This is a genomic window from Allobosea sp. P4_C6, from assembly GCF_056402015.1.
The window spans coordinates 65,306-82,576 of sequence record NZ_JBFUIF010000015.1; the positions used below are offsets into that span (position 1 = coordinate 65,306).

The following is a 17,271-nucleotide window of genomic DNA, read 5'->3' on the forward strand; positions in this document are numbered from 1 at the left end:
TGGTCCTCATCGCGATCGATTCCGTCCGGGCAAGCCGGCGGGTCGGGCAGGAGCGGGCTTAAGATGACGCAAGCCGAGATCATCGACGCGCTGTTGGCGTTCATCGCGCTCCCCGATGCGTCGGATGCCGAATTCGAGGCGATGGCGCTGAAGGTCTTCGCGTATCAGTTCCGCAACAACGAGCCCTACAAGCGCTTCTGCCTGCAGCGCGGCCGCACGCCGCTCTCCGTCAGGCGCTGGCGCGACATCCCGGCCGTGCCGATCACGGCCTTCAAGGATCTGACGCTGAGCTGCAGCCCGCCGGAAGCGGCCGAGCGCGTTTTCATGACCAGCGGCACGACGCAAGGGATACGCGGCCGCAGCTACCACCCGACGCTCGCCGTCTGGAGCCGCTCGATGCTGGTGAACTTCCGTGAGCGTTTCATGCGCGGCCGCGAGCGCATCCGCATGGGCATCCTCTTCCCCGACGAAGCCGCCCTGCCGAACTCCTCGCTCGCCTGCTATCTCTCGCTCGCCCGTCGCGAATGCGGCACGTCGGATTCCGAGGTGTTCATCGGCTCGTCGGGTCTCGACCTCGACGGCCTTTTGTCGGCGCTGGAGCAAGCGGCGAAGAGCGGCGAGCCCTATGCCCTGCTCGGCGCGAGCTATTCCTTCGCTCCCGTGCTGGACGCGCTCGCGGCGACCGGCCGGCGCTTCGCCCTGCCCGAAGGCAGCCTCATCCTCGACACCGGCGGCTTCAAGGGCCAGTCGCGCGAGCTGGGACTCGACGAGTTCTACGACGGTCTTAGCCTCGCCTTGGGCGTGCCCCGCTCGTCCTGCATCAACATGTACGGCATGACCGAGTTGAGCTCGCAGCTCTACGACGACGGCAATGCGATCTGCCCGTCGGTGAAATCCGGCCCGCACTGGATCCGCAGCCGCGTCGTCGATCCGCTGACCGGCACCGACCTGCCCGAGGGCGAGCGCGGCGTGATCGTCCATCACGACCTCGCGCATTTCAACTGCGTCTCGGCGATCCTGACCGAGGACGCCGGCGAGATCGTCCCGGGTGGATTCAGGCTGCTCGGCCGGGTCGATGGCGAGGCCTCCAAGGGTTGCTCGGTCGCGGTCGCCGAATTCCTGGCCGCAGCGCGAGGCTGATACGGTGATCGAATATGYGGGCCATCTGCCGGGCCTGAATCGCGAGGCGCTGCGCTGGCGCGAAGTCAGCTATAGCGCCTGGGGCGAGAGCGCGACCATCGCGCTGCCGGAGCTGGACGAGGCTCAGGCGGCTGCTCTCTGCGACCATGTGCGCAGCAATGCCCGCGCCCGGCTGAAGCGGATGGACACCGCGCGCATCGTCGCAGCGATCGACGCCGCCATTGCCCGCCTGCTCGACCGCGAGCATCCGCTGCGGCGCAAGGCCGAGCACCTTCTGCCGATCATCACCGGCTACGACCGCGAGACGGTGCGTCTCGGCCTCACGAGTTATCTGAAGACCTTCCGGCGCCCGCAGCTCCTGCGCTTCCTGGCCGAGGATTTCGCCAATCCCGCCATGCTGGACGGCTTCCAGCCGACGCCCAAGGGCGGCTACCTGCGCGCTCACGGCCCGGAGCTGCTGCTGCATGTCTGGGCCGGCAACGTGCCGGCGCTCTCGCTCTGGAGCCTGATCTGCGGGCTTCTGGTCAAGGCCGGCACGATCGGCAAACTCGCCTCGGCCGAGCCGCTGACGGCGGGCTGGTTTGCGGGCCTGATCGCCGAGATCGACCCCGAACTCGGCGAATGCCTCGCCATCACCTGGTGGAAGGGTGGCGAAGCGCCTGCCGAACCAATTTTCCTGCGCGCGGCCGACACCGTCATGGCCTATGGCGGCAACGATACGCTCACGGCGCTGCGCGCCAAGCTGCCGATCACCACGCGCTTCCTGCCGCATGGCCACAAGATCGGCTTCGGCGTCGTCGCGCGCGAAGCGCTCGACAGCCGCAGGGCACCCGCGCTGGCCCGCCTCGCCGCTCATGACGCCGCCCGCTACGAGCAGCAGGGCTGCTATTCCCCACAGATGCTTTTCGTCGAGCGCGGCGGGCGGGTTTCGCCAGCCGAATTCGCGCGCCATGTCGCGCAGGAACTGGCCGCCCTCGCCCATCGCCACCCCCGTCGCACGCTTTCGCCGGCCGAATCCGCCTCCATCACGGCCTGGCGCAGCGCGCAGGAGATGGGCGCACTGAAAGGCGCCGCAGAACTCCTTGGCGAGCCCACAGATTCGTGGAGCGTCGCCCATGTCGAGACGCCCGAGGACCTGAGTCCGACAGGCCTCAACCGCACGCTCAAACTGGTTTCGGTCGACAGCCTCGACGAGATCCCGGCCCTCGTCGCGCCCTATCGCAACTTCCTGCAGACGGCCGGGATAGCGGCGGCGCCGGAGAGGTTGTTCCAGCTCGCGGAGCAGTTTGCTGAGGTCGGCGTCACCCGCATCGCCCCGTTCGGCCGCATGGCGGCCCCGGAGGCCGGCTGGCACCATGACGGGCGCTTCAGCCTGCTCGACTTGGTCACCCTGACCGAGATCGAGCACGGCGCTGAAGCCGCGGCAGAAGGGTTCGCGCCCTATGTCGACTGACCCCACCACCCCCGGCTTCGTCGCGATCGAGCGGGTCGCCTTCCGTTATGACGCGGGCGGCCCGGCCATCGTCGACGGCGTCGACTGGATCATCCCGCGCGGCGAGATCCATTGCCTGCTCGGCCGCAGCGGCTGCGGCAAGACCACGTTGCTCAAGCTCGCCGCCGGCTTGCTCGTGCCGAGCGAGGGCGCCATCCGCATTGGCGGCGAGGCGCTGCATGGCCCGAGCCTCCGCGCCGGCTTCGTCTTCCAGGCCCCGACCCTGCTCGACTGGCTGAGCACTCTCGACAATGTCCTGCTGCCGATCTCGCTGAAGCGCCGCCCCATCGTCGCCGATAAGGATGCTGCGTTCGACCTGCTTGAGCGTGTCGGCCTCGCAGATTTCTCTAGCCGCCGCCCCACCGAACTCTCCGGGGGCCAGCAGAGCCGCGTCGCCGTCGCCCGCGCGCTGATCGGCGAACCGGATTTGCTGCTGCTCGACGAGCCCTTCGCGGCACTCGATGCCCTGACCCGCGAGGAATTGCAGGATGATCTGCTGCGGCTCTGCGCGCTCCACGGCACGACGGCGCTCTTCGTCACCCATGATATCGCCGAGGCCGTCTATCTCGCCGACAAGGTCGCGGTGATGGCGGCGGGCCGCCTCACCCATGCGCGCCGAATCGAGCTGCCGCGCCCGCGCCATCGCGACATGCGCTATGCACCCACGTTCACGGCGGCTTGCCGCGAACTGCGCGACGCCATGGATGGCGAAACCGGGGCTATCGCAAGCCGGAGGCCGGCCGCATGACCGCGCGCCTCCCCTCCCTCTTGCTGCTTCTCGCCCTGCTCGCCGGCTGGGAAGCCTGGTGCCGGCTCGGCGGCCTCTCCGCCCTCGTCCTGCCACCACCCTCGGCCGTGCTGGCGACACTGTGGAGCGAGATCGCCACCGGCCGGCTCTGGCCGCATCTCGCCGTCACGGCCACGGAGATGGCGCTGGGACTCGGCATCGGCACCATCGTCGGCCTCGGCGTCGGCATCCTGCTCGCGGAAGTCCCCATGCTCGGGCGCCTGCTGCACCCCTATGTGCTGGCGAGCCAGCTCGTGCCCAAGCTCGCGCTCGGTCCGCTCTTCATCATCTGGTTCGGCTTCGGCATGACGCCAACCGTCGTCATCACCGCGCTGATCTGCTTCTTCCCGCTGATGGAGAACACGCTGACCGGGTTGACCGAGGTCGATCCGGCCCGGCGCGAACTCTTCCGCATGCTCCGCGCCAGCCGCTTGCAGACCCTGCTGCGCCTGAAGCTGCCGGCGGCGCTACCCGTCATCATGGCGGGCCTGCGCGTCGCAGTCGTGCTCGCGCTGGTCGGCGCGGTGGTCGGCGAGTTCATCGGCGGGCGCGTCGGGCTGGGCGCCTCGATCATCGCCGCCCAGAGCGTGATGGATTCGAGCCTGATCTTCGCGCTCTTCGTCGTGATCACCGCACTCGGAATGCTGCTCTACGAGGCCGTGCGCGTGCTGGAGCGCCGCGTCCTGCATCGCTTCTCGAAAGGTTAGACCATGGCCATCTTCCCTGCTCTTGCTCGTATTCTCAGAACAGGGCTCGTCATCCCGGCCGCAGCGAAGCGGAGCGCCGGGATCCATCGCAGGGCTCCGCGCTCTACGATGGATCCCGGATCTGCGCGGCTTCGCCGCTTGTCCGGGATGACGGCGAGCGTAGCGGCAGCGGTCGCGCTCTTGCTGTCCGCTTGGACTTCGCCTCAGGCCCAACCCTTGGAGAAATTCACCATCGCCGGCTGGAGCCAGCCGATCAGCGAGATCACCAACCTGCTCGCCGAGCCGGACAAGGGCTTCTTCAAGGCCAAGGGCATCGCGCTCGACTATGTGCCCGGCAATGGCGGCGGAGCGGCGATTCAGAACATGCTGAGCGGCCAGGCAGACATCGCCTTCACCGACCCCGCCTCGCTCTATCTCGCGCTCGACAAGGGCGAGAAGCTGGTCGCGATCTACAACATCTATCCGCAGAACGTCTTCAACGTCGTCGCGCCGAAGGCGAGCGGCATCCGCTCGGCAGCCGATCTCAAGGGCAAGCGCATCGGCGTCTACAGCCTCGCCAGCGGCACCTATCAGAACCTCCTCGTACTGCTGCATCAGGTCGGGCTCGGCGAGAAGGACGTGACAGTCCAGGTCGCCGGCTTGCTCAACTTCGCGCCGCTGATGCAGGGGCAGCTCGACGCCACCGCCGCGACTGATACCGGTCTGCTCGTCGCCCGCGCCAAGGGGCTGGGCGAGGTCGACGTGATCGAGGTCCGCGACCAGCTCAACCTGCCGAGCGATCTCTTTGTCGTGACGCAGGCGACCTATGAAGCGAAGAAGCCGCTACTGAAGCGATTCCTCGCCGCCTATCGCGACTCGGCCGCCTGGATGATCGCCAAGCCCGAGGAGGCTGCGCGCCTCGCCCTCACCCGCGCCATCAACGGCCGAGATGAGGCGGTCAATCTCGAGATCATCAAGCTGCGCAACCTCTCCAGCGTCTCCCCGACGACCGAGCGCGAAGGCCTCGGCCGCTTCGATCTCGAAGCCCTGCAAAAGGGCGCCGACACCTTCCGCAGCCTCGGGCTGATCGCCCGCCCGCTCGACATGAAGGAGATCGTGAAGAGCGATCTCATCCCGCAGAAGGACGGCATGCCGTGAAATTCCGCGACCGCGCCATCCTCGTCACCGGCGCCAGCCGCGGCATCGGGGCCGCGATCGCGAAGGCCTTCGCCGCCGAGGGCGGCATCGTCATCGTCAATTACCTCCGCAACGACGAGGCCGCCGCAGCTGTCGCAGCGGAATGCCGCGCGCTCGGCGGCGAGGCGCTCGCCATCGCGGCCGACGTGACCTCTCCCGAGGCGGTCGTGGCAATGGCCGAGCGCATCTCGGAGGAGGTCGGCCGGCTCGATGTCGTCGTCAACAATGCCTTTGCACCGTATCGCTTCGACCCCGACAATCGCGCCCGCTTCTGGGAGACGCCCTGGGAGGCATACGGCCAGCAATTCGACGGCGCGGTGAAGGCCGCCTACACGGTCTGCCGGGCGATGCTGCCCTTGCTCCAGCGCCGCAGCGGCGCCAGCATCGTCAACATCGCGAGCGACCTCGTGGCGCGCCCGAGCATCCCCTATCACGACTACACCACCGCCAAGGCCGCGCTGATCGGCTTCAGCCGCAATCTGGCTGTTGATCTCGGCCCGCTCGGCATCCGGGTGAACTGCGTCGCTCCCGGTCTGGTCTACCCAACCGATGCGAGCGCTTCGACCAAGGAAGAGGTCCGCGAAATTCTGATAGCGCAGACGCCGCTGCGCCGCATCGCGACGCCGGCGGATGTGGCGGGCCCCGTGCTCTTCCTCGCCAGCGACTGGAGCGGCTTCGTCACCGGCCAGACGCTGCATGTCGATGGCGGGCTGGTGATGAGCTGATTCGCAGCGCCGCTAGCTGGGAACCACACCGTCATTCCGAGGCTTCGCGTCAGCGAAGAGCCCGGAACCCCCATGACCACGACATCGCGGGGGGAATCGAAGCGGCAGCCGCCACCCTTGTCCAGCCGCGACGGTGTTCATGGGTTCCGGGCTCATGCCTGCGGCATGCCCCGGAATGACGGCCTCGTTCAAGGCGATCCCGGCGCCGACGCTGCCGGCGGCGTGCCATGCGTATGGAAGCTCTCGATCGTCTTGAGCCCCCAGGCCTGGCCCTTCTTCCGTTCGGTCTCGGTCCAGGTCACGGTCTGCCAGTCCGGATCAAGGATCAGGCGCGCGCCGGCATTGGCGATCTCGACGCGGTTGCCGGCGGGCTCGTAGACATAGAGGAAGAAGGTCTGCTGCACCGCATGCTTGTGCGGGCCGGTCTCGATGAAGACGCCGTTCTCCAGGAAGAGATCGGCCGCCTCCAGGATGTGCTCGCGCTGGTCCACCGCATAGGTGACATGGTGGAAGCGCCCCTGCGCCGGCGTGTGGTCGCGCGTATAGGCGATGTCGTAGCTCTTGTTGTTGACGGTGAACCAGCAGCCGCCGACCTCGCCCGAATCCAGCACGATCTGCTCGGTGACGCGGCTGCCCAGCGCCTTCGGCATGAAGTCGCGGATCACCGCGACATCCTGCGCGAGCAGGTTGAGATGGTCGAGCCGGCGCACCGCGCAACCGCGGCCATGGTTGCGCTGCGCCTGGTTCTTCAGCGCCGGCCGCTCCGCTTCGGGAGCGACATACTTGTTCGTCTCGAAATAGATCTCGAAGACGTGGTTGTCGGGATCGCGGAAGCGATAGGCGCGGCCATGGCCGAGATCGCCCTCGCTCCAGCCGATGCCGGCCCCCATCGCCTCGATCGCGGCGACGCGGCGCAGGAGCGCTGCCTCGCTCGAGGCGCGGTAACCGATATGACCGACCCCGGTGTTATTTGAAGCGGTGAGCTTCAGCGTGTGGAACTCGTAATCGTCCCAGGCGCGCAGATAGACGGAATCGCCCTCCCGCCCACTCTCCGTCAATCCGAAGATGTTGACGAAGAAATCGAGGCTGGCCTCGGGCTTGTTGGTGAAGAGCTCGACATGGCCGAGATGAGCGACGTCGAAACAGGGCTCGCTGCTCATCCCCAGACTTCCCTGGCGGTTTCGAGGATGCGCGAGAGCTTGGCCCATTGCTCGTCCTCGGCCAGCACATTGCCTTCCTCGGTCGAGGCGAAGCCGCATTGCGGCGACAGGCAGAGCTGTTCCAGCGGGGCGAAATTCGCGGCTTCCTCGATGCGGCGCTTGAGATTGTCCTTGCTCTCGACCGAACCGAACTTTGAGGTCACGAGGCCGAGCACGACGTGCTTGTCGCCCTTGGGCAGGAAGCGCAGCGGCTCGAAGCCGCCGGAGCGGTCGTCGTCCCATTCCATGAAATAGCCGTCGACATCGATCTGGTTGAAGACGAGATCGGCCACCGGCTCGTAGCCGCCCGAGGCGATGAAGGTCGATTTGAAATTGCCGCGGCAGGTATGGGTGGTGATCTGCATGTCGGCAGGCTTGGCCTTCAGTGCGGCGTTAAGCACGTCGCGATAGATGAAGATGAGCTTGTCCGGGTCGTCGCCGCGCTCTGCCAGCATCTTGCGCTGCTCGGGATCGCAGAAATAGGACAGGCTGGTGTCGTCGAGCTGCAGATAGCGGCAGCCGGCATCGTAGAAGGCCTTGATCGCCTTGGCGTAGGCCTTGCCCAGATCGTCGTAGTAATCCTCCATCTTGAGATAGGCGCTCGGGTCGACCGCTTTCCGTCCGCCGCGGTAGTGCAGCATCGACGGGCTCGGAATGGTCATCTTCGGCACGCGGCTGGTGACCGACGCCAGGAACTTGAAATGCTGGAGATGCGGATGGTCGGCCGGGAAATCCAGCTTGCCGGTCACGCGGATGCCATGCCCCTTGGTGGCGACGCCCTTGAACTGAATCCCTGCGTCGGTCTCGTAGGTCGTGACGCCGTCCAAGCCGTCGAGGAAGTCGAAATGCCAGAAGGCGCGGCGATACTCGCCGTCGGTCACCGCCTGCAGGCCGATCTCCTCCTGCTTCTTGACGAGCTTCCTGATCTCCTCGTCCTCGATCGTGGTGAGCTCCGGATGGCTCATCTCGCCGGCGGCGACCTTGGCGCGGGCTTCCTTGACGGGCGCGCTACGCAGCAGGCTGCCCACCATATCGCCCCGGAACGGCGGCTTCTGTCTCTGGGTCATGTCTTGTCCTCCCGGTTCTTGATGGTCAGGCCGCGGCGGCGAGGCCGAGGTGATGTTCGAGCCGCTGCGGCTCGGCGATGAGCGTAGCACTGCGTTCCGCCAGGACCACGCGGCCGCGTTCGAGGACGATGGCGTCGTCCGTCAGCTCGAGGATCTTGCGCGCATGTTGCTCGATCACGATGGCGGAGAGCCCTTCGTCGCGGAACAGCGCCTTCAACGCCCGCAGCAGTTCCTCGACGATGATCGGCGCCAGCCCCTCGGTCGGCTCGTCGAGCAGCAATAGCTTAGGGTTGAGCATCAGCGCCCGGCCGATCGCCAGCATCTGCTGCTCGCCGCCGGAAAGCTGGTTGCCGAGATTGGCTTTGCGCTCGGCGAGGCGTGGAAACATCCGGAAGACGCGGGCGGTATCCCATGGCCCCGGACGCGCGACGGCGGTCAGGTTTTCCAGCACGGTCAGCGACTTGAAGATGTTGCGCTCCTGCGGCACCCAGCCGATGCCGGCCTGCGCTCGCTGTTCGGGCGAGACGCTGGTGAGATCACGCCCGGCGAGCACGATCCGCCCGCCACGCCGGCGCGTGACGCCGATGATGCTGTTGACCAGCGTCGTCTTGCCGACGCCGTTGCGGCCGAGCAGCGCAAGCGAATGCCCCTCCGCCAGCGTGAGGTCGATGTCGAACAGCACCTGCGCCTCGCCATAACCGGCGCACAGCTTCTCGATCTGCAGGAGTTCAGACATGGGCGCCCTCGCCGAGATAGGCGGCACGCACGGCCGGATCATGCGCCATCTCGTCCGGAGTTCCCTCCGCCAGAACCCGGCCATTGACCAGCACGGTGATCCGCGTCGCGAAGCGGAAGACGAGGTCCATGTCGTGCTCGATCAGCAGCACGGAGACGTCGTCGGGCAATTCGGCGACCGTCTGCATCAATTCGCGGCGCTCGGCTTCCGGCACGCCGGCCGCCGGCTCGTCGAGCAGCAGAACCGACGGCCTCGCGGCAAAGGAGGCGGCGATCTCGATCTGGCGCTGCTTGCCATAGGGCAGCGTCGCGATGCGGCTATCCATGATGTCGTCGAGCCTGAAGCGGGTCAGGATCTCGGCGGTCTCAGCCACGAGATCGGGATCGCGATCCAGCGCGCGGAAAGGATGCGTGCCCCGGCCGAGCCGCTCGGAGGTGACCAGCGCGATCATCTCCAGCGGCGTCATCGTAGCGAAGAGCTGGTTGATCTGGAAGGTGCGGGCGAGCCCGCGCTTCACCCGCGCCTCGCGCGGCAGCTTCGTGATGTCCTCGCCCATCAGTTCGACACGGCCCGATGTCGGCCGCAGCACGCCGGTGAGCTGGTTGACGAAGGTGGTCTTGCCGGCGCCGTTCGGCCCGATCAGCGCGTGGCGCGCGCCGCGCTCGAGAGTGAAGTCGACATGATCCGTGGCGGTGATGCCGCCGAAGCTCTTGTAGAGGTCGAAAGTCTGGAGCGCGATCGTCATTGCGCCCCTCCCCGCCCGAACCGGGCGAAGCGTCCGGCGATCTTCTTGATCGCCCCATGGATCATCTCGCGCCCGCCGAGCACGAACAGCACCAGGAAGAGCCCGATCCAGAACATCCAGTATTGCGGGGTGAAGCTCGCGATCACGTCCTGCAGCAGCTTGAAGGCGATCGCGCCGACCAGCCCGCCATAGAGATAGCCGGCGCCACCGATGATCAGCACGAGCATCAGATCGGCCGAGCGGTGGAAGTCGAGCACGTCGAGCGAGACGAACTGCGTGGTCTGGGCGAGCAGCGCGCCCGCCGCCCCGGCATAGGCCGCCGCGAGCGCGTAGGCCGCGGCGAGGCGCCGGCCGTTCGGCACGCCCGAGGCCGAGGCGCGCAGCGGGTTGTCCCGCACCGCGCGCAGGCTCAAGCCGAAGGGCGAATGCATCACCCGCCGCGCGATCAGGAACAGCAGGAAAAGCACCGAGAGCGAATAGAGATACGCCGTGCGGCCGAAGATATCGAAGCCGAACAGCCCGAGCACCGGCGCCATCATGATGCCCTGCAGGCCGTCCGCGCCGCCGGTCAGAGAGCCGAAGGAGTTCGCCAGCTCGTAGAGGATGAGCGCGACGCCGAGCGTGATCATCAGCCGGGTGAGATCGGTGCCGCGCAGCACGAGCGGGCTGGTGACGAGGCCGAGCAGCCCCGCCGCACCCATGCCGACGGCAAGCCCGGCCAGCGGATCGGCTGTGACGTATTTGGCAGTGAGCCCTGCCGCATAGGCGCCCATGCCGAGGAAGGCCGCGTGCCCCAGCGAAACGATGCCGGCATAGCCGAGGATCAGGTCCAGCGAGAGGGCGAACAGCGCGAGGATCGCGATCTCGTTGAGCAGCAGCAGATTGCGCGGGAACAGCAGGAAAGCCGCGAAGGCCAGCACCCAGAAGGCGATCTCCGCCGGATGCCAGCGCCGCGAGGCGTACAGAGCCTGCCGGACGCGCGTCTCGAACGTGCCGGCGCTCATGCCCGCGCCCTCGCGAAGAGCCCGTGCGGCCGGGTGATCAGCAGCACCACCATCAGCGCGTAGATGATGAAGGCGCCGACATGCGGCACGAGGTACTTGCCGACCACATCGGCGACGCCGAGCAGCATGGCGGCGAAGAACGGCCCGGTGATGCTCGAGGTGCCGCCGACCGTCACCACGATCAGGAAATAGATCATGAACTTCAGCGGAAAGCTGGGATCGAGCCCCATCAGCTCGATGCCAAGCGCGCCACCCAATCCGGCGAGCCCCGATCCCAGCGCAAAGGTCAGCGCGAACAGCCGGTTCACGGGAATGCCCAAGCCGCGCGCCACGCGGGCGTCATCCACCGCGGCCCGCAACCGACTGCCGAAGCGGGTGCGAGTGAAGCCCCATTGCAGCGAGAACGCCAGCAGACCGCAGACCGCGATCACGAAGAGCCGGTAGCGGCCGATGCCGATGCCGGCGATCTCGAAGCGCCCCTGCAGCCAGCCCGGCAGCCGAATGAACTGCTGGGTCGAGCCCATCAGCCAGTCGGTGCCTGCCACCGCCATGAAGACCAGCCCGATCGAGAACATCACCTGGTCGAGATGGCTTTTGGCGTACATGGGCCGGTAGATCAGCCGCTCCAGCACGATCCCGACCAGCGCCGCCGCGAGGAAGGCGAGCGGCAGGCTCGCCAGGAACGGCAGGCCGAGCCGCTGCATCGCCAGCACGGCGACATAGCCGCCGAGCATCGCGAAGGCGCCATGAGCGAGGTTGACGAAGTTCATCAACCCCATCGTCACGGACAACCCGCAACCGAGGACGAAGAGCACCATCCCATAGGCGATGCCGTCGAACAGGATGGTCAGCATGCGCTTCGATCCGGGCTGGCTGTCTGGCCCGTCACTTGCGGGCCTTCACCGGGTCCTTGACGTCCTTGATCGTCGCGAACTCGACATTGTGCAGCTCGGAGCCCACCTTCTGCGTCTTGCGGACGTAGATGTTCTGGATGATGTCGCGCGTGTCGGGGTCGATCTTGATCGGCCCGCGCGGGCTTTCCCAGGCCGCGCCCTTCATCGCCGCGATCAGCTTCTCGCCATCGGAATCGCCCTTGGTCGCCTTGAGCGCCTCCGCGATGAGCCGCATGCCGTCATAGCCGCCGACCGCCATGAAATTCGGCCGCATGCCGGGATTGGCCTTCTGGAAAGCCTCGACGAAGGCCTTGTTGGCGGGGCTGTCATGGGCGACCGAGTAGTGATGCGTGGTGATCGCGCCGACAGCGACATCGCCGATGCCTTCGAGGATGTCGTCATCGACGACGTCGCCGGGGCCGATCAGCTTGACGCCGGCCTTGTCCAGCCCGCGCTCGACGAACTGCTTCATGAACTGCGCGCCGGTCCCCGAGGGCACGAAGACGAAGAGCGCATCCGGCTTGGCTTCCGAGACGCGCTGCAGGAAGGGCGCGAAATCGGGGTTGCGCAGCGGCACGCGCACGCTCTCGACCGTGCCGCCCGCCGCCTTGAACTTCGCCGCGAAGGAGGTCTCGGCGTCGATGCCCGGCCCGTAATCGGTCACGACCGTGAAGACCTTCTTGATGCCGTTGGCCGCGGCCCAGTCGGCCATCGGCTCGGAGGCCTGCGGCAGGGTGAAGGATGTCCGCACGATGAAGGGCGAGGCTTCGGTGATCGACGCGGTCGCCGCGGCCATGACGACCTCCGGCACTTTCGCCTGCGTCGCGATCTGTGCCGTCGCCATGGCGAGCGGCGTCAGCCCGAAGCCGGCGAGAACCGCGACCTTGTCGTTGACGACCAGTTCCTGCGCCAGGCGGCGCGTCGCATCGGCATTGCCGGCGTCGTCCTTGAGGATCACCTCGAGCTTTCGCCCGCCATGAACCGCGCCCTCCTTGGCGAGGAAGAGCTTCACCGCCGCGTCGATCTGCCGGCCGGTCGAGGCGAAGGGCCCGGTCATCGGCAGGATCAAGCCGATTTTCACTGCCTCCTGCGCCAGCGCCGCGCCGCCGGCCGTGGCCGCCAGCGTGAAGCCGAGAATTCCACCCAGAACTGTCCTGCGATGCGTCATGTCGTTCCTCCCGAGATGCTTGTGGTCCCCTTGGCGGGGCTTTGCTTCTGTTTATTCGTCTTCGTCGTCGCGATAGACGAGGCCAGCCTTGGCGAGGCCTTCGCGCATAGCGTACATGTCCAGCCCGAGTTCGCCAGAGGCGAGGCGCCTGCGCTTCTCCTCCTCCGCTGCCTCGCGCTTGCGGCCGGCGGCGGCCACGGCCTCGGCATCGCGGCGCGGCACCACGACCACGCCATCGTCGTCCGCGACGATCACGTCGCCGGGATGGACCAACGCCCCCGCGCAGACCACCGGCACGTTGACCGAACCCAGCGTCGCCTTGACCGTGCCCTTGGCCGAGATCGCTCGCGACCAGACCGGAAAGCCCATCTCGGTCAGCACGCGCACGTCGCGCACGCCGGCATCGATGACGAGGCCGACACCGCCGCGCGCCTTCAGCGAGGTGGCGAGCAAATCGCCGAACATGCCGTCGGTGTTGTCGGTGGTGCAGGCGACGACGAGCACGTCGCCCGGCTGCACCTGCTCGATCGCGACATGGATCATCCAGTTGTCGCCGGGCTGTGCGAGCACCGTCACCGCCCCGCCGGCGATCTGCGCGCCGGCATAGATCGGCCGCATATAGGGCTTCATCAGCCCGCTCCGGCCCATCGCCTCATGCGTGGTCGAGACGCCGAGTTCTCCGAGATCGGCCATTGCGGCGGCAGGCGCGCGCTTCTTCGTGCGGATGACGACGGGGGTCATGCCAGCGCCTCCAGCGCTTCCGGGAAGAGCCGCTGATAGGCCTCGCCATAGGTCATCGCCTTGCCGGAGTTCCGGCCGCCCTGCATGCCGCGATTGAGCGCGACGCGGGTGTAGTATTCCCAGAGATGCTTCTGCGCGGCGAGGATCTCGAAGGCCTTGCGCTTGGTTTCCCAGACCTCGTCGATGTTGAGGATGACGTTCGGCTTGAAATTGCACTGCTCGGGCTGGTGCGGCTCGAACAGGAAGATCGGCGGGGCGGCATAGGCGCGCTCCGGATCGGGCTTGTGGCCGGCGGCCTGCGCGATGATGCGCGCCTCCTGCGCGAAGCGGGCCGCCTCGGGATGGTCGAAATTGTAGGGGTCTTCAAGCGCATGGGTCAGCACGAAGCTCGGATTGAGTTCGTGGAAGATGTCGATGGCGCGGTCCAGCATCTCGGGCGTGGTCCGCAGCGGATAGTCCCCGGCATCCATGAACTCGATCTCGGCGCCGAGCATAGCAGCTGCAGCTTCAGCCTCCTCGCGGCGCTGTGCCTTGACATCCTCCATCCTGACGCCGGCCTTCTTCCAGGCGAACTGGCTCTCGCCGCGCTCGCCATAGGACAGGCAGAGGATCTTCACGCGCATCCCGCGCTTCGCATGCAGCGCGATAGCGCCGCCGGCCCGCCAGACGAAATCGCCCGGATGCGCCGTGATCACCAGACCCGTCTTCTGCGTGTTGGCCATCGCCAGTCAGTCCTCTCGTCTCATTCGGCCGCGTGACGGGCGCTGCCCGCATGCGCCGCCATGACGCTCGCCGGCACGAAGGCGCGGCCTTCCATCAGGATGCGCGCAGTGCGCAGCAATCCGGCCCGCTCGATCGCCGGCCGCTCCGACGTCCCGCCGACCGTCAGCGTCACCGTGAATTCGCCCGTCGGATGCTCGACCGAGAGCGAGCGCTCACGGCCTTCAGGCATCACCACGACGGAAGCCGCGGGCGAGCCCGGCAAGGCGGCGGCAGTCGCCACCGTCACCGCCGCGAAGACGCCGATCGAGGCGTGGCATTCATGCGGGATGAAGCTGCGCGTGCAGATCGAACCGCCGGCAGCCGGCGGCGCGACGAGCGCGATCTTCGGCACGACCTTCTTCGCGACCTCGCCGAGATTCATCAGTGGCCCTGCGGCGATCCTGATGCGCTCGATCCGTGCTTTCAGCTCTATGTCCTTGTCCAGCTGCTCGCGCGGCTCATAGCCGCTGCACCCGACATCGACCGCCCGCATCACGATCACCGGCATGCCGTTGTCGATCAGCGTGCACGGCACGCCATCGATCTCATCGACCACGTTGCCGGTCGGCAGCAGCGCGCCGCAAACCGAGCCCTCGGCATCGAGGAAGCTGATATCGATCGGCGCCGAGGTGCCCGGCACGCCATCGATGCGCGCACTGCCCTCGGTGCTCGCCTCGCCATCCGGCGTGTCCATCGTCAGATCGGCGATGGTGCCGGTGTTGATCGTGCGGACGCGGATGGTCGTGCGCGCGCCGCTCGCCTTCACCAGGCCGCGCGCCAGCGCGAAGGGCCCGATCCCGGCGAGGATGTTGCCGCAATTCGGCGTCGTATCGACTTGCGCCGTCTCGATGCCGACCTGCGCGAACAGGAAATCGATGTCGCAGCCCGGCTCGTCAGATTTCGAAACGATCGCCACCTTGCTCGTCAGAGGATGAGCCCCGCCGAGCCCGTCGACCTGCCGCTTGTCGGGCGAGCCCATCACCGCGAGCAGGAAGACATCGCGCGCGGCCACATCGGCCGGCAGGTCGTCGCGCAGGAAATAGGCCCCCTTCGAGGTGCCACCGCGGATCAACATGCAGGGAACGGCGATCTGGCTCATCGCCTCACTCCGATGCCTTGATGCCGGCGCGCGTGATCACGTCGCGCCACAGCGCCAGCTCCGAAGCGATCAACTTGCCGAAGCCATCCGGCGACTCGGGCCGAGCGATCGCACCGTCGCGGGCCAGGGCAGCGGCGAAATCGGGCTGGCCGAGCAGCGCATTGATCTCGCGGTTGAGCCGATCGACGATCGCACGCGGCGTCTTGGCGGGCGCCACCACGCCGTACCACTGCACCGCCTCGAAATCCGGCAGACCGCTCTCGGCCAGCGTCGGCAACTCAGGCGCGAAGCCGACGCGCTCGCGGCTGGCGACGCCGAGCACCCTGAGCTGTCCGCCCTCGGACAGCGGCAGCACGGCCGGGCCGCCGGTCAGCGTGAACTGCACATTGCCGGCGACGAGGTCGTTTACCGAAGGCGCCGTGCCGCGATAGGGCACGTGCACGGCCTCGATACCGGCGCGATAGGTCAGATAGGCCGTTGCGATATGGGCCGCGCTGCCCTGCCCGCCCGAGCTGTAGTTCAGCTTGCCGGGATTTGCCTTGGCGTAGGCCACGAACTCACCGAGCGTCTTGGCCGGCAGCTTCGGATTGATCGCCAGGATGTTCGGCACCATCGCGACAAGCGCGACCGGCTGGAAATCCTTGACCGGGTCATAGGGCACATTGGGATATAGCGCGGGCGCGAAGGCGAGCGTCCCGATATGCCCCATCATCAGCGTATGGCCATCGGGCTCGGACTTCGCGACTTGGCCCGCCGCCGTCATGCCGCCGGCCCCCGGCCGGTTCTCGATAACGAAGCCCTTGCCCGGGATCGCGCGTTCCAGCTTGGCGGCGATCAAGCGCGCCAGCACGTCGGTGCTGCCGCCGGGGGTGAAGGGCACGACGAGGCGGATGATCTGGCTCGGCCATTCGGCCCGGGCTTGCGTCGGTGCCAAGCCGGAGAGCCCGGCCGTGCCGAGGCCGGCAAGAACGGAGCGGCGATCGGGCTGCATCAGGCGCCTCCCTTGCGGCGTGCCCCGCGCTGCTGCGCATCGGCGACGGCACTGGCGAGGCCGGGCGCCAGCCCGGCAGCCGCGAGCATCTCCGCCGCCTCGCGCATCTCGGCCGCACGGCGCACGCCATGGGTCGCGACGCGTTCGCGCATGTCGGATGCGAGCGCATGGAAATCGATCGAGGGGAAGGTGGCGTGCAGGCTCGCGAAGACCGGGTCCTTGACGTCCCATGCCTCGCAGGAGGCGGCGCAATCGACCATCAACGCCTCCAGCCCCTTGATGACGATGCTGCGGCAGAGCTTCATCGCCGATGCGCGGCCAAAGACTTCCGAAACCGGCGTCAGGCTCATGCCTAACCCGTTGAGCGCCTCGGCCGCCGCCTGCGCCTTCGGACCGCCGGCGAGGATCGGCACCTTGAGGCCGGGCTTCAACACTGGCGCCATCACGGCCGCCTCGACATAATCGGCGCCGCTGGCTTCCACCGCCTTGGCGGCGCGCTGCTTGGTCGAGGGTGCCGCCGAATTCACGTCGACGAAGATCTGGCCGGGCCTGAGCCAGCGCGCGGCCTCGGCAGCCACCGCCTCCGCACGATCGGCTGTCACCGCCGAGAAGACGAAGGACGCGCGCGCGCCGGCTTCCGCCGGTGACGCACCGCAGGTCACGCCGATCTGGCTCGCCGCATCCTCCAGCCGCCGTCCCGCCCCGCTGCCGAAAAGCAGATCATAGGCGCGGATTCCGGCAGCGCCATGGGCCAGCAGGCCGCGCGAAAAGCTCTGCCCGACCTCGCCAAATCCGATGAATGCGATCGTCGCCGGTGTCGAACCAGCCATCGTCGCCAC

General features: G+C 67.5%; 18 protein-coding genes. 6 read left to right on the top strand and 12 right to left on the bottom strand.

From position 1 onward, the window contains the following. Positions 1 to 63 precede the first annotated feature (63 nt). From AC1DVA_RS13100 to AC1DVA_RS13125, 6 genes are all read left to right on the top strand, one after another. Positions 64 to 1,140: a LuxE/PaaK family acyltransferase gene (locus AC1DVA_RS13100; protein ID WP_476806139.1), complete on the top strand. Its 1,077-nt coding sequence runs from the start codon at positions 64 to 66 to the stop codon at positions 1,138 to 1,140. Between the two features lie 4 nt (positions 1,141 to 1,144). Beyond that, positions 1,145 to 2,593 (top strand): acyl-CoA reductase, encoded by a 1,449-nt coding sequence (locus AC1DVA_RS13105; RefSeq protein WP_476806140.1) that lies wholly within the window; start codon positions 1,145 to 1,147, stop codon positions 2,591 to 2,593. Continuing rightward, positions 2,583 to 3,380, top strand: a complete 798-nt coding sequence (locus AC1DVA_RS13110; protein ID WP_476806141.1) for an ABC transporter ATP-binding protein — start codon at positions 2,583 to 2,585, stop codon at positions 3,378 to 3,380. The genes AC1DVA_RS13105 and AC1DVA_RS13110 overlap by 11 nt, the downstream gene beginning before the upstream one ends. Beyond that, entirely contained in the window at positions 3,377 to 4,126 is a 750-nt protein-coding gene (locus AC1DVA_RS13115) for an ABC transporter permease (protein ID WP_265050452.1), read from the top strand. The genes AC1DVA_RS13110 and AC1DVA_RS13115 overlap by 4 nt, the downstream gene beginning before the upstream one ends. 216 nt (positions 4,127 to 4,342) lie before the next feature. Further along, on the top strand, positions 4,343 to 5,263 hold the full coding sequence (locus tag AC1DVA_RS13120; RefSeq protein WP_476806142.1) for an ABC transporter substrate-binding protein: 921 nt from the start codon (positions 4,343 to 4,345) through the stop codon (positions 5,261 to 5,263). Then, on the top strand, positions 5,260 to 6,027 hold the full coding sequence (locus AC1DVA_RS13125; protein ID WP_265050454.1) for an SDR family oxidoreductase: 768 nt from the start codon (positions 5,260 to 5,262) through the stop codon (positions 6,025 to 6,027). The genes AC1DVA_RS13120 and AC1DVA_RS13125 overlap by 4 nt, the downstream gene beginning before the upstream one ends. Positions 6,028 to 6,215: 188 nt before the next feature. Here AC1DVA_RS13125 and AC1DVA_RS13130 read toward each other — a convergent pair whose 3' ends face one another. Genes AC1DVA_RS13130 through AC1DVA_RS13185 form a run of 12 tightly spaced genes read right to left on the bottom strand, consistent with a single transcriptional unit; the run spans position 6,216 to position 17,262 of the window. Continuing rightward, positions 6,216 to 7,187 (bottom strand): catechol 2,3-dioxygenase, encoded by a 972-nt coding sequence (locus AC1DVA_RS13130; protein ID WP_265050455.1) that lies wholly within the window; start codon positions 7,185 to 7,187, stop codon positions 6,216 to 6,218. Further along, positions 7,184 to 8,293 carry a 5-methyltetrahydropteroyltriglutamate--homocysteine S-methyltransferase gene (locus tag AC1DVA_RS13135; protein ID WP_265050456.1) on the bottom strand — a complete coding sequence of 370 codons (1,110 nt, stop codon included), beginning with the start codon at positions 8,291 to 8,293 and terminating at the stop codon, positions 7,184 to 7,186. Before AC1DVA_RS13135 ends, AC1DVA_RS13130 begins: the two co-directional genes overlap by 4 nt. A 25-nt stretch (positions 8,294 to 8,318) precedes the next feature. Further along, positions 8,319 to 9,029 (bottom strand): ABC transporter ATP-binding protein, encoded by a 711-nt coding sequence (locus tag AC1DVA_RS13140; protein ID WP_265050457.1) that lies wholly within the window; start codon positions 9,027 to 9,029, stop codon positions 8,319 to 8,321. After that, positions 9,022 to 9,774: an ABC transporter ATP-binding protein gene (locus AC1DVA_RS13145; RefSeq protein WP_476806143.1), complete on the bottom strand. Its 753-nt coding sequence runs from the start codon at positions 9,772 to 9,774 to the stop codon at positions 9,022 to 9,024. The genes AC1DVA_RS13140 and AC1DVA_RS13145 overlap by 8 nt, the downstream gene beginning before the upstream one ends. Continuing rightward, positions 9,771 to 10,778 carry a branched-chain amino acid ABC transporter permease gene (locus AC1DVA_RS13150; protein WP_265050459.1) on the bottom strand — a complete coding sequence of 336 codons (1,008 nt, stop codon included), beginning with the start codon at positions 10,776 to 10,778 and terminating at the stop codon, positions 9,771 to 9,773. Before AC1DVA_RS13150 ends, AC1DVA_RS13145 begins: the two co-directional genes overlap by 4 nt. Continuing rightward, the gene (locus AC1DVA_RS13155) at positions 10,775 to 11,632 is read right to left on the bottom strand and encodes a branched-chain amino acid ABC transporter permease (protein WP_476806144.1); all 858 of its coding nucleotides are present in this window, start codon (positions 11,630 to 11,632) and stop codon (positions 10,775 to 10,777) included. Before AC1DVA_RS13155 ends, AC1DVA_RS13150 begins: the two co-directional genes overlap by 4 nt. A 31-nt stretch (positions 11,633 to 11,663) precedes the next feature. Continuing rightward, positions 11,664 to 12,839, bottom strand: coding sequence for an ABC transporter substrate-binding protein (locus AC1DVA_RS13160; RefSeq protein WP_265050461.1), 1,176 nt, complete (start codon positions 12,837 to 12,839; stop codon positions 11,664 to 11,666). A gap of 51 nt (positions 12,840 to 12,890) precedes the next feature. After that, positions 12,891 to 13,580, bottom strand: a complete 690-nt coding sequence (locus AC1DVA_RS13165) for a 4-carboxy-4-hydroxy-2-oxoadipate aldolase/oxaloacetate decarboxylase (protein ID WP_265050462.1) — start codon at positions 13,578 to 13,580, stop codon at positions 12,891 to 12,893. Beyond that, complete coding sequence (locus tag AC1DVA_RS13170) at positions 13,577 to 14,302, bottom strand: PIG-L deacetylase family protein (protein ID WP_265050463.1); 726 nt, start codon at positions 14,300 to 14,302, stop codon at positions 13,577 to 13,579. The genes AC1DVA_RS13165 and AC1DVA_RS13170 overlap by 4 nt, the downstream gene beginning before the upstream one ends. 20 nt (positions 14,303 to 14,322) lie before the next feature. Then, positions 14,323 to 15,441, bottom strand: a complete 1,119-nt coding sequence (locus AC1DVA_RS13175) for a 4-oxalomesaconate tautomerase (protein WP_265050464.1) — start codon at positions 15,439 to 15,441, stop codon at positions 14,323 to 14,325. Between the two features lie 4 nt (positions 15,442 to 15,445). Then, a complete protein-coding gene (locus AC1DVA_RS13180; RefSeq protein WP_476806145.1) occupies positions 15,446 to 16,432 on the bottom strand; it encodes a Bug family tripartite tricarboxylate transporter substrate binding protein in 987 nt (328 codons plus the stop codon). Next, on the bottom strand, positions 16,432 to 17,262 hold the full coding sequence (locus AC1DVA_RS13185) for an NAD(P)-dependent oxidoreductase (protein WP_265050466.1): 831 nt from the start codon (positions 17,260 to 17,262) through the stop codon (positions 16,432 to 16,434). Before AC1DVA_RS13185 ends, AC1DVA_RS13180 begins: the two co-directional genes overlap by 1 nt. Positions 17,263 to 17,271 lie beyond the last annotated feature (9 nt).

Excerpts from the sequence above, each read along its gene's own strand:
- AC1DVA_RS13100 (WP_476806139.1), top strand. The coding sequence starts at position 64 with ATGACGCAAGCCGAGATCATCGACGCGCTGTTGGCGTTCATCGCGCTC.
- AC1DVA_RS13110 (WP_476806141.1), top strand. The coding sequence starts at position 2,583 with ATGTCGACTGACCCCACCACCCCCGGCTTCGTCGCGATCGAGCGGGTC.
- AC1DVA_RS13115 (WP_265050452.1), top strand. The coding sequence starts at position 3,377 with ATGACCGCGCGCCTCCCCTCCCTCTTGCTGCTTCTCGCCCTGCTCGCC.
- AC1DVA_RS13130 (WP_265050455.1), bottom strand. The coding sequence starts at position 7,187 with ATGAGCAGCGAGCCCTGTTTCGACGTCGCTCATCTCGGCCATGTCGAG.
- AC1DVA_RS13135 (WP_265050456.1), bottom strand. The coding sequence starts at position 8,293 with ATGACCCAGAGACAGAAGCCGCCGTTCCGGGGCGATATGGTGGGCAGC.
- AC1DVA_RS13140 (WP_265050457.1), bottom strand. The coding sequence starts at position 9,029 with ATGTCTGAACTCCTGCAGATCGAGAAGCTGTGCGCCGGTTATGGCGAG.
- AC1DVA_RS13145 (WP_476806143.1), bottom strand. The coding sequence starts at position 9,774 with ATGACGATCGCGCTCCAGACTTTCGACCTCTACAAGAGCTTCGGCGGC.
- AC1DVA_RS13150 (WP_265050459.1), bottom strand. The coding sequence starts at position 10,778 with ATGAGCGCCGGCACGTTCGAGACGCGCGTCCGGCAGGCTCTGTACGCC.
- AC1DVA_RS13155 (WP_476806144.1), bottom strand. The coding sequence starts at position 11,632 with ATGCTGACCATCCTGTTCGACGGCATCGCCTATGGGATGGTGCTCTTC.
- AC1DVA_RS13160 (WP_265050461.1), bottom strand. The coding sequence starts at position 12,839 with ATGACGCATCGCAGGACAGTTCTGGGTGGAATTCTCGGCTTCACGCTG.
- AC1DVA_RS13165 (WP_265050462.1), bottom strand. The coding sequence starts at position 13,580 with ATGACCCCCGTCGTCATCCGCACGAAGAAGCGCGCGCCTGCCGCCGCA.
- AC1DVA_RS13170 (WP_265050463.1), bottom strand. The coding sequence starts at position 14,302 with ATGGCCAACACGCAGAAGACGGGTCTGGTGATCACGGCGCATCCGGGC.
- AC1DVA_RS13175 (WP_265050464.1), bottom strand. The coding sequence starts at position 15,441 with ATGAGCCAGATCGCCGTTCCCTGCATGTTGATCCGCGGTGGCACCTCG.
- AC1DVA_RS13180 (WP_476806145.1), bottom strand. The coding sequence starts at position 16,432 with ATGCAGCCCGATCGCCGCTCCGTTCTTGCCGGCCTCGGCACGGCCGGG.
- AC1DVA_RS13185 (WP_265050466.1), bottom strand. The coding sequence starts at position 17,262 with ATGGCTGGTTCGACACCGGCGACGATCGCATTCATCGGATTTGGCGAG.